Genomic DNA, 12,173 nt, shown 5'->3' with positions numbered 1-12,173 from the left:
AGCGTTCGCATGCATACGATGCATGCGAGAAGAACAACCTCGACCCCCCGGTCTTGTCAGCCGCCGCCCTGCGCGGCCAGCACTTGGCTCACGGCGGCCTCTGCGGCGCGCGCCTCGGAGCGGATCCACGCGACGACATCGCTCACGTCCTGCCGCGGATTCGCTTCGGCCTGATAGAGCCAGTATCCATAGGCCGTGGTGCGGCCCGGGACGCTGTCGTCGAGCGCGGCGAGCTTGCCCTCGGCGAGCAGGGGCTCGATCAGCGCGATGCGGCCGATCGCGATGCCCTGGCCGGCGAGGGCGGCCTGAATGACCTGGTCGTATTGATTGAAACGCAGCATCCCTTTCGGCTTGACCTGCGCGAGCCCCATGGCGGCAAGCTGGTCGGCCCAGCGCAGGAGCGGCCGGCGCGGTCCGTCGAATTCGAGCAGCACGTGGGCGGCGAGCGCGCCGCGCTCGTCGAGCCGCGCGAGCTTCAGCGACGGATGCGCCACCGGCACCACCGCCTCTTCGAACAGCAGCACGGCGCCCGGGGGCGCGCTTTTGGCCGTGCAGTAGCGGATCCCGAGATCGATGCCTTCGGCGCGCAAGTCGAGGTTCTTGTCGATGGCGGCGACGCGCAGGTCGATATTCGGGTAGCGTTGCTGGAACCGGTTGAGCCGCGGCAGCAGCCAGAGCGCCGTTACGCCGATGCTGGCGGTGATCGTCACGGGCAAGCGCTCCTGCGCCTGGGTGAGGACTTCGAAGACCTCCTGCAATTGCTGGACGGCGCTGTCGGCGGTGCGGAACAAGCGCTCGCCCGCTGGCGTGAAGGAAATCGACCGGTAGCCGCGATGGAACAGCGCGGTGCCGAGCAGGTCCTCGAGCGCGTGCACCTGCCGGCTCAGCGCCGATTGCGTGAGGCACAGGTCCTCGGCGGCGAGCGTGATGCTCATGCGCCGGCCGACGGCCACGAAGCCGCGGATCAGGTCGAGCGGCGCGAGCCGGACCAGGGGAGTTGGCATGCGTCCTCCTCATGCGAAAGATGCGAGAAGGTTGGTTGAGCGCGGCGGGCGAGTCAAGTGCAATGGTGCGGATGGCTACTTGAGAGAGAGACGATGCAGGAGAGGCAAACGCGTGCTATCGAGCCGGAACCGGTGGCGCTCGCCGCCGCCGACGGCTGCCCGATCAACGGCTTCGTCTGGCGCCGCCGCGCGCCCGATGCAGGCCGGGCCGACCGTCCGGTGGTGATCGTCAACGCGGCGACGTCGGTGCGCTGCCGCTACTACTTCCGGTTCGCGGCGTTCCTGTTCGAGCACGGCCACGATGTCGTCGTCTACGACTACCGCGGCATCGGCGAGTCGCGGCCGTCGACGCTGCGCGGTTTTCGGGCCTCGTGGCTCGATTGGGGGCGGCTCGATTTCGAGGCGGTGCTGCAATACGCGGCGCGCGAATTCGCCGGGCAGCCTATCGATGTCGTCGCGCACAGCATCGGCGGTTTCGTCGCCGGACTTGCGCCGTCCAGCGCGCGGATCCGGCGCATCGTCACGATGGGCGCGCAGTACGCGTACTCGCGCGACTACGCGCCCGAGCGCCGCCGCGCGATGCTCTGGCGCTGGCATCTGCTGATGCCGGTATTGGCGGCGCTCTGCGGCTACGTGCCGGCCAAGCGTCTCGGCTGGATGGAGGACACGCCCAAGGGCGTCGCGCTGTCGTGGTGCCGCAGCCGGGCACGCTTCGAAGACACCTTCGGGCGCGGCCCATTCGCGCTCGACGAGGCCGAGCGCGCGCGCCTCGTCGAGCGGTTCGCAGCGGTGCGCGCGCCGCTGCTGGCGATCAGCGTCACCGACGACGAGTTCGGCACCGTCCCGGCCATCGAGCGTTTGCTCGCGTATTTCACCGGCAGCGCGGTGACGCATCTGCGGATTGCGCCCGAGCAGATCGGCGAGGCCGTGATCGGGCACTTCGCGTTCTTTCACAGCCGCTTCGAGGACACGCTCTGGCAGATCCCGCTCGGGTGGCTGAAGTCGGCGGCGTTGCCGGAAGACGCGCCGGGCAGCGTCGTCTTGCCGTCCTGGCGCGCCCGCTAGGTGGGACTCACATCGGATTTGGGAGCGGGCGCCGGTGACGGCGCCGGCGTGCCCTCCGCGCCATGGCAATCGTCGACGCCGCTCGCCATCGTGCGGTTGCGTCCCTCGGCCTTGGCTGCGTAAAGCGCTGCGTCGGCGGCGGCGATCAGCGCGCGAAGATCGGCGAATGAACGCCCCTCGGTGCTCGCCACGCCGGCGCTGACCGTCAGCACCTGATGCGTGCTCGCCACGTGCCGCATCCCGAGCGCCTGCACGGCCTCGCGCATGCGTTCGGCGACGGCCCGCGCGCCTGCCACGCCCGTGGCCGGCAGCAGCACGACGAACTCCTCGCCGCCGTAGCGCGCCGCGTGATCGGCGGGGCGCCGCAGGGTGTTCCTGATGCAGCGCGCGACGGCCATCAGCGCTTCGTCGCCCGCCGCGTGCCCGTAGAGGTCGTTGAAGCCCTTGAAGTGATCGACGTCGATCAGGAGCACCGAGAGCGGCTGTGGGCCGCGTTGCGCGAGGCGCCATTCGCGCGCGCCGATTTCGTCGAGCGCGCGGCGGTTGCTGAGGCTCGTCAGGCCGTCGGTGCGCGCGAGCATGCGCAGCTCGGCCTCGACGGCCATGCGGCGCCGCAGTTGCTGCGCGAACAGGAGCGCGAACCAGATGATGAGGACGTCGAGCACGCCGACGATGATCCCGAAGACCCAGGCGCGGCGGCGCCAGTTCGCGTAGATGTCGTCGGTCGAGAGCGCGACGTCGTAGATCAGCGGGAAGCGCGCGACGTGCGTGAACGCGTACCAGCGCTCGACGCCGTCGATCGCCGCGGTGCCGAAGAACGAGCCGCTCGGCGCTTGCGTGAAGCGCGTGTAGTTGGCCGTGTTCAGGAGGCTGCGGCCGATGATGCGAGGGTCGTACGGGCGGCGCATCAGCATCGTGCCGTCGGCGAGCATCAGGGCCATCGAGCCGTGCGGCCCGAGATTCATGCCGTCGAAGAGGCTGCGGAAGTATTCGAGCCGCAGCGTGCCGACGACGATGCCCGCGAAGCTGCCGTCGGGATTCGACAGCCGGCGGCTCAACGCAATGCTCGGGCTCTTGTCGGACAGGTGCGGGATGAACGGGCGGCTGACGTAGAGGCCGGCGCCGGGCGAATCGCGCTGGACCTGGAAGTAGTCGCGGTCCGCGACGTTGATCTGGCGCGGCGGCACGGCGCGCGAGTCGTAGACCGGATTGCCCTTGGCGTCGATGACGAGGAGGGAGCCCAGGTGCGAGGCCATCGCCGAGCCGTCGAACAGCATCATCTGGCGGATCCTGGGCGGCAGCTTGTCGACGCCGGGCTCATTGAGGCCGGCGATGACCGCCTTCAGCGACAAGTCGTAGATCTCGAGATTGCGCGCGGTATCGCGCTCGACGAGCAGGAGCAGGTTGGTGGCCGAGTCTTGGGCGTGCTGCAGCGCGTCGTGCCGCATCTGGAGCAGCACCGAGACGCAGATGGCGAGCACCGAGGCCGCCAGCGCGCCGCTGAACGCGACGATCAGGCCTGGGCGGCGCGTCAGCATCGCAGCAGCGGCGCCGCGAATTCGGCGCTAGGACGGTGGGGCTCCAGTTTCATCGGACCATTGTTGAGTTGACGGCTTGCCGGCGAGCGGTATCGGCGAGCGGGGCAGGAGCGGCGCTTGCAGCTACGGAAGCCCGGAAAGTATAGCGTCGAGGCGGCTGTTTGAAAGGGCTGAATTCGCCGGGGTTTACCGGGCGGTTCAACGTTTTTTGCGGCTGGGGTTGCGCGGGAGGGGAGGCGAAAGGGGAAGAGCGAGAAGCGAGCATATCGGAATTGTCCGATGGATATCTCGAATCCCGATCGACACAGTGGGGCTCCACCATCGACAGAAGAGGCTTCCACCTGACTAAATTGCTACGCAACGACGGATCCGTCATCGGAGCGCAAATCACGCTGGTCGCGGGCGACCTGCTCCCGTTTAAAGTCTCCGGATTGGGGCCGGACCGCAGACATCTGATTCTGATGAGCGACCACCCTGCCGCGAAAGTCATGCCCGTCAGCGTCAACCACAGGGACGTCGAGCAACGTCTCACGCTGAAAGTCAGTGGGTGTGGTGTTTCATGCCACCAAATTGCTCACGTGGAAGCCTACGTCAGCGATGAGCGCGGTCATCCGCTGAGCCGCGATCTCGACACGCCACGGCTCACCGTGCAGATACTCCCGAGACTCGAACTGCCGCCTGCCGTCACCGAGACGGGGATGTTGGCGCGAATGTTGATTTCGGAGAATGCGGGACCGGAAAATACCCGTTTCGTCAGCCTAGACGAGGCGCGGGAAGCAATGCAATGGATGGTCGTTGTGCTGAGAAACCGTCTCAAGCTTGGTGCTAGTCACTTCGCAGCGGGCCGAGACGTGAGCACCCTGGAGGCGTTGATCAAGGCGCCCAATCAAGTGGACGGATTTGAAAAATACCCAAGCATAGGATCTCTGCAGCAAAGATTAATAGACAAGGTAATCAAGAATGCAAATGACGGAACGCACAGGCTCAACAAGCAATATCGGGACTACCTTGAAACCGCATTGGCGGTGGCAAGAAGTGAGCTCTGGAGCGCGGACCCCTGTCCGACTGGCCTCTATGCGTGGCGTACTAACGAGGCAAAGTCACCTGGCAACAATTTCGTCCAATTCGCGACAAAAGGTGGACAGGACTTTTATACGTTGACGAATGATTTCATTTCGAAAGCGCAGTCTCGGGCGGAGGGGCGGCGATGAAACAGACAAACGCCGTGAGCTTCGTTGCCGCATTTATATCGGCCATGTTCATCTGCACGACAGGTTTTGCCGCGGACGATCTTCCCGAGGGATTCAACCGAAAACCCACTTCGAGATTCGCCGTATCCGACGATCTGTATTACAAAGATCCGCTGGTTGTCATGACGAACGCAGTCGCGTTTTTCAAGAAAAATCATCGAACCAATCATTTCTGCGTCGTCGGCTACCGGTGGCGGACCGGAAGCATGAATGTCTGGGTTCTTTGGAGAGAAGAAAAGCGGCTCCTTCTTTGGGACGGCGCGTTGGACCCCGACAGTCGAGCAGACACTTTGATCGGCGTTCACCGCAGCTTGAAACTCGGCAAAGACACGGTCAAAACCGAGGATGACATCAACGGCAGCACTTACCTCGTGACGGAGCAATGGTGGCACGCCGTCGCCGACGACTGCATGAAGCACGGCGAGAAATACGTCATCAAGCCCTTCAAGGTCGCAAAGCCCGCCAAGCCGTCCGATGACTAGCTCTGCCGTCCAAGGCAAAACGAGCGGAGTCGTCCGGAAATCGCCAGGCTTCTTGCGATTGCGCCGACGGTGCCCGCGCCCTGAGCGGCGCGGCCTGCGCGCTTGCGATGAGAAGCGCGAGCGGCCGGCAACCGGACAGCGGCGGCGCGTTGCCGCTGCGTCGGGGACGAAGCCGTCAGGATTGGGTCTCTTCGGCCTCCTCCGCGGGCTTGGCAGTCGTCCGTACCGCTTCGGCAAACCGGGCGAGCGCCGCGAGCGATCCACTGACGCTCACGTACTCCTCGCGCCCGATCTTGCCGTCGAGCAGAACGGCCATGCCGGACTCCTTTGCCAGTTCAATGATGTTCACGTGTTGTTCTCCGTGCGATTCGCTTGTCGTTCAGGGCGGCCGGATGGGTCCGGTCTCGTGCGGCGTCGAGCCGGTTCGCGGCGGTTGCCGCGAGCCGGTGTGGCGGCTCGATAGAGGTAAAGCATCGGCCGTGCCTGTTTGCGTCCGGCACCGCGCGCGAGCATTGCGGCCCGTCCGGCACCCGGATTCGCGCATTTGCGGTGCGCCGGCGCATCCATTCCGGTGCGCGCCGGGTGCTGTTCCGGTGCGCGCCGGGTAAGGGGGGCTGCGGGATGTGAAGTTCTTTCAAAACGGATGTGTCTAGACAAGTCGGTCGCTTTTTACTCAGGCGAGCCCAGGGGCCGGCGCGGCGGCCCTGAGTTTGTTGCAAGGCAGAAAATACGCGGGGTTGGATCAGCTCGATCGCCTCGCCATGCATTAGTGAAACCCCTTATCCCGAATTCGTAAAAACGAGTTGTATATACAAGCTGGCGGCGCTAGACTGCCTCCACGTTTTGCAGATGACAGGACCTTTCCTCCCATGATGACTCTCACGCCCGGCCACCTGACCCTTCCGCAGCTGCGCCAGATTGCCCGCCGTCCCGTCAAGCTCCAGCTCGACCCCGCCAGCTTCGCCGCGATCGACGCCTGCGCGCGCGCCGTCGCCGAGATCGCCGCCAAGGGCGAGCCCGCCTACGGGATCAACACTGGCTTCGGGCGCCTCGCCAGCACGCATATCCCCCACGACCAGCTCGAACTGCTGCAGCGCAACCTGGTGCTCTCGCATGCGGTGGGCGTGGGCGAGCCGATGTCGGCGCCCGTCGTGCGCCTCCTGATCGCGCTGAAAGTGTCGAGCCTCGGGCGCGGCCATTCGGGCATCCGCCGCGAAGTCATCGACGCGCTCGTCACGCTGTTCAACGCCGACGTGCTGCCCGTGATTCCCGTGAAGGGCTCGGTCGGCGCCTCGGGCGACCTCGCGCCGCTCGCGCACATGTCCGGGGTGCTGCTCGGGATCGGCGAGGTGTTCGTGCGCGGTGAGCGCGCGAGCGCCGAAGAAGGGCTGCGCGCGGCCGGACTCAAGCCGCTCACGCTGCAAGCCAAGGAAGGCCTCGCGCTCCTGAACGGCACGCAGGCGTCCGCGGCGCTCGCGCTCTACAACATGTTCGCGATCGAAGACCTGTATCGCACGGGGCTGGTCGCGGGCGCGCTGTCGGTCGACGCGGCGGCCGGCTCGGTCAAGCCGTTCGACGCGCGCATTCACGCGCTGCGCGGCCACCAGGGCCAAATCGATGCGGCCACTGCCTATCGCGCGCTGCTCGACGGCTCCGGCATCAACCTCTCGCACCGCGACTGCGGCAAGGTGCAGGACCCGTACAGCCTGCGCTGCCAGCCGCAGGTGATGGGCGCGTGCCTCGACCAGATGCGCCACGCGGCCGACGTGCTGCTCATCGAAGCGAACGCCGTCTCCGACAATCCGCTGATCTTCCCCGACACCGGCGAAGTGCTTTCGGGCGGCAACTTCCACGCGGAGCCGGTCGCGTTCGCGGCCGACAATCTCGCGCTTGCCGCCGCTGAAATCGGCGCGCTCGCCGAACGCCGCATCGCCTTGCTGATCGACGCGACGCTCTCGGGCCTGCCGCCGTTCCTCGTGAAGGACGGCGGGGTCAACTCGGGCTTCATGATCGCGCACGTGACGGCCGCCGCGCTCGCCTCGGAGAACAAGACGCTCGCGCATCCGGCTTCCGTCGATTCGCTGCCGACCTCGGCGAACCAGGAGGACCACGTCTCGATGGCGACGTTCGCCGCGCGCAAGCTCGCCGACATCGCGCAGAACACCGCGAACATCCTCGCGATCGAGCTGCTCGCCGCGGCGCAGGGCGTCGACCTGCGCGCGCCGAACCGGACGAGCGCGGCGCTGCAGCGCGTGCTGGACACCGTGCGCGAAGCCGTGCCGCACTACGAGCTCGACCATTACTTCGCGCCGGACATCGCGGCGATCGCGAAGCTCGTGGAGAACGGCACGTTCGCGTCGCACAGCCCGTTCTCGTTCGTCTCCGAGCAGCACTGAGGCGAGCCGGACCCGATTCACCAGACTCACCAGCAAGCACCCGCATGAACGCTCCCGCTTATCAAGGCATCAAGGACTTCATCCTCGCGCGCATCCATGCGGGCGAATGGGCGGAGGGCGATCAGGTGCCGTCGGAGAACGAGCTGGCGCGCGAGTTCAAGGTGGCGCGCATGACCGTCAATCGCGCGCTGCGCGAGCTGACGGCCGAGCAGGTGCTCACGCGGGTGCAGGGCGCAGGCACCTTCGTCGCGCGTCCGAAGTACGAGTCGACGCTGGTCGCGATCCGCAGCATCTCGGACGAGATCGTCGCGCGCGGCCATCGTCATCACGCGAGCGTGCTGCATCTGGGCGCGACGATCGCCGACGACGCGCTCGCCGACGAGATGCAGGTGAGCGCGGGCAGCCCCGTGTTCCATTCGAGCGTGCTGCACTTCGAGAACGACGAGCCCGTGCAGCTCGAGGAGCGCTGGGTCAACCCGGCCGTCGCGCCCGAGTACGCGCTGCAGGACTTTGCGCTGACCACGCCGAACCAGTACCTCGTGCGCGTCGCGCCGCTGCAGCGCGTCGAGTACCGGATCGAGGCGGCGCAGCCCGAGGCGTCCACGCGCATGCACCTCACGATGGGCGACGCCGAGCCTTGCCTGATGCTGCATCGGCGCACGTGGTCGCAGGGGCTCGTCGCCTCGGTGGCGAACCTCTGGCATCCGGGCAGCCGCTACCGTTTCACTGGACATTTCTGAACCGCCGCATTGACCGCATCAACCGAACCCGAAGAGAGCCGACATGAACAATCCGAAGCACATCGATCCGCGCCTGGACCCGACCCGCACGATCCGCGCCCCGCGCGGCGCGGACAAGACCTGCAAGAGCTGGCTCACTGAAGCCGCGTACCGCATGATCCAGAACAACCTCGATCCGGAAGTCGCCGAGCATCCGCATGCGCTCGTCGTCTATGGCGGCATCGGGCGCGCGGCGCGCAACTGGGATTGCTTCGACCAGATCCTCGCGTCGCTGAAGGACCTCAACGACGACGAGACGCTGCTGGTGCAATCGGGCAAGCCGGTCGGCGTGTTCCGCACGCACGCCGACGCGCCGCGCGTCCTGATCGCGAACTCGAACCTCGTGCCGCACTGGGCGAACTGGGAGCACTTCCACGAGCTCGACCGCAAGGGCCTCATGATGTACGGCCAGATGACGGCGGGCAGCTGGATCTACATCGGCAGCCAGGGCATCGTGCAGGGCACGTATGAAACGTTCTTCTCGGTCGCGAACCAGCACTTCAACGGCGATCCGAAGGGCCGCTGGATCCTGACGGGCGGCCTGGGCGGCATGGGCGGCGCGCAGCCGCTCGCGGCGACGATGGCGGGCTTCTCGATGATCGCCGTCGAATGCGACGAGACGCGCATCGATTTCCGCCTGAAGACGCGCTATGTCGACAAGAAGGCCAAGACGCTCGACGAAGCGCTCGCGATGATCGAGGAGGCGAAGAAGGGCGGCAAGCCGGTGTCGATCGGTCTGTTGGGCAACGCGGCGGACGTATTCGCCGAATGCGTCGCGCGCGGCATCACGCCCGACTGCGTGACCGACCAGACGAGCGCGCACGATCCCATCCATGGCTACCTGCCGCAGGGCTGGAGCGTAGAGCAATGGCGCGAGCGTCAGAAGGTCGAGCCGCAAAGCATCGTGCAGCCCGCGAAGCAATCGATGGCGAAGCAAGTCGAGGCGATGCTCGCGCTGCAACAGCGCGGCGCGGCGACGCTCGACTACGGCAACAACATCCGCCAGATGGCGCTCGAAATGGGCGTGAAGAACGCGTTCGACTTCCCGGGCTTCGTGCCCGCGTATATCCGGCCGCTGTTCTGCGAAGGGAAGGGGCCGTTCCGCTGGGTCGCGCTCTCGGGCGACCCCGAGGACATCTACAAGACCGATGCGAAGGTCAAGGAGCTGATCCCCGACGATCCGCACCTGCACAACTGGCTCGACATGGCGCGCGAGCGCATCGCGTTCCAGGGGCTGCCCGCGCGGATCTGCTGGGTCGGCGTGAAGGACCGCTATCGCCTGGGCCTCGCGTTCAACGAGATGGTCAAGAACGGCGAGCTGAAGGCGCCGATCGTGATCGGGCGCGATCACCTCGATACGGGTTCGGTCGCGAGCCCGAACCGCGAGACCGAGGCGATGAAGGACGGCTCCGACGCGGTCAGCGACTGGCCGCTCCTCAACGCGCTGCTCAACACGGCCGGCGGCGCGACCTGGGTGTCGCTGCATCACGGCGGCGGCGTGGGGATGGGCTTCTCCCAGCACTCGGGCGTCGTGATCGTCTGCGACGGCACGGATGCCGCCGCGCGCCGCGTCGAACGCGTGCTGTTCAACGATCCGGCCACGGGCGTGATGCGCCATGCCGACGCAGGCTACGAGCTCGCGCAGCAGACCGCGCGCGAAGCCGGGCTCAAGCTGCCGATGCTGGGGCGCTGAACGTGGCCGCCGGCGTGGGTGGTGTCACGGCCGATGCATCCGGTCCGCGCGAGCCGCGCGCGGGCGCGGTCACGCTGCTGCGCGCGGCCGGCCTCGCCGCCTCGCGCTGGAAGAACGGCGGCGGTGTGACGCGCGAGATCGCGGCGTTTTCCCCCACGGGGACTTCCTTCGGGGCGCCGGCGGGCTCGGACCTCGAGACGTTCGTCTGGCGCGTCTCCGTCGCCGACGTCGAGAAGGCAGGGCCGTTCTCGCGCTTTGCGGGTGTCGACCGGACGCTCGTGCTGCTCTCGGGCAACGGCATGCTGCTCGACGAGCAAGGGGGCGTCACGCACGAGCTCAGAAAACCGCTCGACGCCGCGCACTTCAACGGCGAGGCGGCGATCGACGCGAGCCTCGTCGACGGCCCGACGCGCGATTTCAACCTGATGTTGAGGCGCGGCCGCGTGCGGGGCCTCGTCGACGTCTGGCGCGGCGACGCGGAGCATACGCTCGACGCGGACGTGATGCTGCTGTTCTGCGCGAGCGGGACGCTCGACGTGACGCTCGGGCTGGACGCACAGGGCGGCGGCGCGCCGGTCACGCTCGGTGAAATGGACACGCTCAGCATCGAGGCGCCTCGCGCGCTGTCGTGCGCCGTGGCCGGCACGGGCGTGATGCTCGCGGTGTACATCCGCTACGTGTGAATGGCCCCCGGCCGTCATGAGCCTGCAATCGCAAACCGAATCGAGCACGCGATGAACGACACTGTCTGGCATAACTTCCATCTCTGTGCGCAAGGCGACCCCGACCGCACGATCGCCGACGCGGCGCTCGCCGTGCGCGACGGCAAGGTGGCCTGGCTCGGAGCGCAACGCGACCTGCCGGGCGAATTCGCGGCGTGGCCGCGCGAGAGCTTGAGCGGCGCGTGGGTCACGCCGGGGCTCGTCGATTGCCATACGCATCTCGTCTACGGCGGCCAGCGCGCCGACGAATTCGCCCTGCGCCTCGCGGGCGCGAGCTATGAAGAGGTCGCCAAGCGCGGCGGCGGCATCGTCTCGACGGTGCGCGCGACGCGCGCGGCGAGCGAAGCCGAGCTGTTGGGCGCATCGGCCGCGCGGCTCGAACCGCTGATCGCCGAGGGCGTCACGGCCATCGAGATCAAGTCGGGCTACGGCCTCGACCTCGCGAGCGAGCGCAAGACGCTGCGCGTCGCGCGCGAGCTGGGCCGCCGCTATCCGGTCTCGGTCTACACGACGTTTCTCGGCGCACACGCCTTGCCGCCCGAATTCGCGGGCCGCGCCGACGACTACATCGACGAAGTCTGCAACACCATGCTGCCGGCGCTCGCGGACGAAGGGCTCGTCGATGCGGTCGACGTGTTCTGCGAGCGCATCGGCTTTTCGTTGGCGCAGAGCGAGCGCGTGTTCGAAGCGGCGGCGCGCCGCAACCTGCCCGTCAAGATGCACGCGGAGCAGTTGAGCAACGGCGGCGGCGCGGCGCTCGCGGCGCGCTACCGGGCGCTCTCCGCCGACCACCTCGAATTTCTCGACGAAGCGGGCGTCGCCGCGATGAAGGAGGCGGGCACGGTTGCCGTGCTGCTGCCGGGCGCGTACTACTTCATCCGCGAAACGCAACTGCCGCCGATCGACCTCTTGCGCCGCTACGGCGTGCCGATCGCGATCTCGACCGACAGCAACCCCGGCACCTCGCCCGCGACCTCGCTCGTCGCGATGCTGAACCTCGCTTGCACGCTGTTCCGCCTGACGGTGCCCGAAGTGCTGAAGGGCGTCACGCAACACGCGGCGCGCGCGCTCGGGCAAGAGGCGCGTCACGGCGAGCTGGCGGTGGGGCGCGCGGCGGACTTCGCCGCGTGGTCCGTCGATACGCTCGCCGAGCTCGCCTACTGGATCGGGCGGCCGCTCACGCAGCGCGTCGTGCGCGCGGGCGAGACGGTCTATGTGCGCGATGCGCATCCGATCCTGTAAAC

At 67.3% G+C, this 12,173-nt stretch carries 11 protein-coding genes; 8 read left to right on the top strand and 3 right to left on the bottom strand.

Annotated elements, in window-relative coordinates; all coding sequences use genetic code 11:
* Positions 1 to 56: 56 nt before the first annotated feature.
* Positions 57 to 1,004, bottom strand: coding sequence for a LysR substrate-binding domain-containing protein (locus FAZ69_RS19525; RefSeq protein ID WP_136896725.1), 948 nt, complete (start codon positions 1,002 to 1,004; stop codon positions 57 to 59).
* A gap of 93 nt (positions 1,005 to 1,097) precedes the next feature.
* Between FAZ69_RS19525 and FAZ69_RS19520 the strand changes: the two genes are divergently transcribed.
* Positions 1,098 to 2,069 (top strand): alpha/beta hydrolase family protein, encoded by a 972-nt coding sequence (locus FAZ69_RS19520; RefSeq protein WP_136896724.1) that lies wholly within the window; start codon positions 1,098 to 1,100, stop codon positions 2,067 to 2,069.
* Here the strand turns inward: FAZ69_RS19520 and FAZ69_RS19515 are convergent.
* On the bottom strand, positions 2,066 to 3,607 hold the full coding sequence (locus FAZ69_RS19515; RefSeq protein WP_136896723.1) for a sensor domain-containing diguanylate cyclase: 1,542 nt from the start codon (positions 3,605 to 3,607) through the stop codon (positions 2,066 to 2,068). The genes FAZ69_RS19520 and FAZ69_RS19515 overlap by 4 nt on opposite strands.
* 161 nt (positions 3,608 to 3,768) lie before the next feature.
* On the opposite strand from FAZ69_RS19515, the gene FAZ69_RS19510 reads away from it, so the two are divergent.
* On the top strand, positions 3,769 to 4,818 hold the full coding sequence (locus FAZ69_RS19510; RefSeq protein ID WP_136896722.1) for a hypothetical protein: 1,050 nt from the start codon (positions 3,769 to 3,771) through the stop codon (positions 4,816 to 4,818).
* The gene (locus FAZ69_RS19505) at positions 4,815 to 5,339 is read left to right on the top strand and encodes a hypothetical protein (RefSeq protein WP_240702338.1); all 525 of its coding nucleotides are present in this window, start codon (positions 4,815 to 4,817) and stop codon (positions 5,337 to 5,339) included. Before FAZ69_RS19510 ends, FAZ69_RS19505 begins: the two co-directional genes overlap by 4 nt.
* Before the next feature lie 175 nt (positions 5,340 to 5,514).
* On the opposite strand, the gene FAZ69_RS33315 is transcribed toward FAZ69_RS19505, so the two are convergent.
* Complete coding sequence (locus tag FAZ69_RS33315) at positions 5,515 to 5,688, bottom strand: hypothetical protein (protein ID WP_169708701.1); 174 nt, start codon at positions 5,686 to 5,688, stop codon at positions 5,515 to 5,517.
* Between the two features lie 520 nt (positions 5,689 to 6,208).
* Here FAZ69_RS33315 and hutH point away from each other — a divergent pair.
* The 5 genes from hutH to hutI are packed head-to-tail and all read left to right on the top strand — an operon-like array spanning position 6,209 to position 12,171.
* Complete coding sequence (gene hutH, locus FAZ69_RS19500; RefSeq protein WP_169708700.1) at positions 6,209 to 7,735, top strand: histidine ammonia-lyase; 1,527 nt, start codon at positions 6,209 to 6,211, stop codon at positions 7,733 to 7,735.
* A 44-nt stretch (positions 7,736 to 7,779) separates the two neighbouring features.
* The gene (hutC, locus tag FAZ69_RS19495; RefSeq protein ID WP_136896721.1) at positions 7,780 to 8,475 is read left to right on the top strand and encodes a histidine utilization transcriptional repressor HutC; all 696 of its coding nucleotides are present in this window, start codon (positions 7,780 to 7,782) and stop codon (positions 8,473 to 8,475) included.
* Positions 8,476 to 8,518: 43 nt separating this feature from the next.
* The gene (gene hutU / locus FAZ69_RS19490) at positions 8,519 to 10,207 is read left to right on the top strand and encodes a urocanate hydratase (protein ID WP_136896720.1); all 1,689 of its coding nucleotides are present in this window, start codon (positions 8,519 to 8,521) and stop codon (positions 10,205 to 10,207) included.
* Positions 10,204 to 10,890, top strand: a complete 687-nt coding sequence (locus FAZ69_RS19485) for a HutD/Ves family protein (protein WP_136896873.1) — start codon at positions 10,204 to 10,206, stop codon at positions 10,888 to 10,890. The genes hutU and FAZ69_RS19485 overlap by 4 nt, the downstream gene beginning before the upstream one ends.
* Before the next feature lie 51 nt (positions 10,891 to 10,941).
* Positions 10,942 to 12,171, top strand: coding sequence for an imidazolonepropionase (hutI, locus tag FAZ69_RS19480; protein ID WP_136896719.1), 1,230 nt, complete (start codon positions 10,942 to 10,944; stop codon positions 12,169 to 12,171).
* Positions 12,172 to 12,173: the final 2 nt, after the last annotated feature.

Origin of the sequence: Trinickia terrae (genome assembly GCF_005144415.1) — a bacterium.
Classification (GTDB): Bacteria; Pseudomonadota; Gammaproteobacteria; order Burkholderiales; family Burkholderiaceae; genus Trinickia_A; species Trinickia_A terrae.
The sequence above is the reverse complement of the archived record's forward strand: the minus strand, read 5'-3'. Positions and strand labels throughout refer to the sequence as shown.

Excerpts from the sequence above, each read along its gene's own strand:
- hutC (WP_136896721.1), top strand. The coding sequence starts at position 7,780 with ATGAACGCTCCCGCTTATCAAGGCATCAAGGACTTCATCCTCGCGCGC.
- FAZ69_RS19505 (WP_240702338.1), top strand. The coding sequence starts at position 4,815 with ATGAAACAGACAAACGCCGTGAGCTTCGTTGCCGCATTTATATCGGCC.
- FAZ69_RS19525 (WP_136896725.1), bottom strand. The coding sequence starts at position 1,004 with ATGCCAACTCCCCTGGTCCGGCTCGCGCCGCTCGACCTGATCCGCGGC.
- hutI (WP_136896719.1), top strand. The coding sequence starts at position 10,942 with ATGAACGACACTGTCTGGCATAACTTCCATCTCTGTGCGCAAGGCGAC.
- FAZ69_RS19520 (WP_136896724.1), top strand. The coding sequence starts at position 1,098 with ATGCAGGAGAGGCAAACGCGTGCTATCGAGCCGGAACCGGTGGCGCTC.
- hutH (WP_169708700.1), top strand. The coding sequence starts at position 6,209 with ATGATGACTCTCACGCCCGGCCACCTGACCCTTCCGCAGCTGCGCCAG.
- FAZ69_RS19515 (WP_136896723.1), bottom strand. The coding sequence starts at position 3,607 with ATGCTGACGCGCCGCCCAGGCCTGATCGTCGCGTTCAGCGGCGCGCTG.
- hutU (WP_136896720.1), top strand. The coding sequence starts at position 8,519 with ATGAACAATCCGAAGCACATCGATCCGCGCCTGGACCCGACCCGCACG.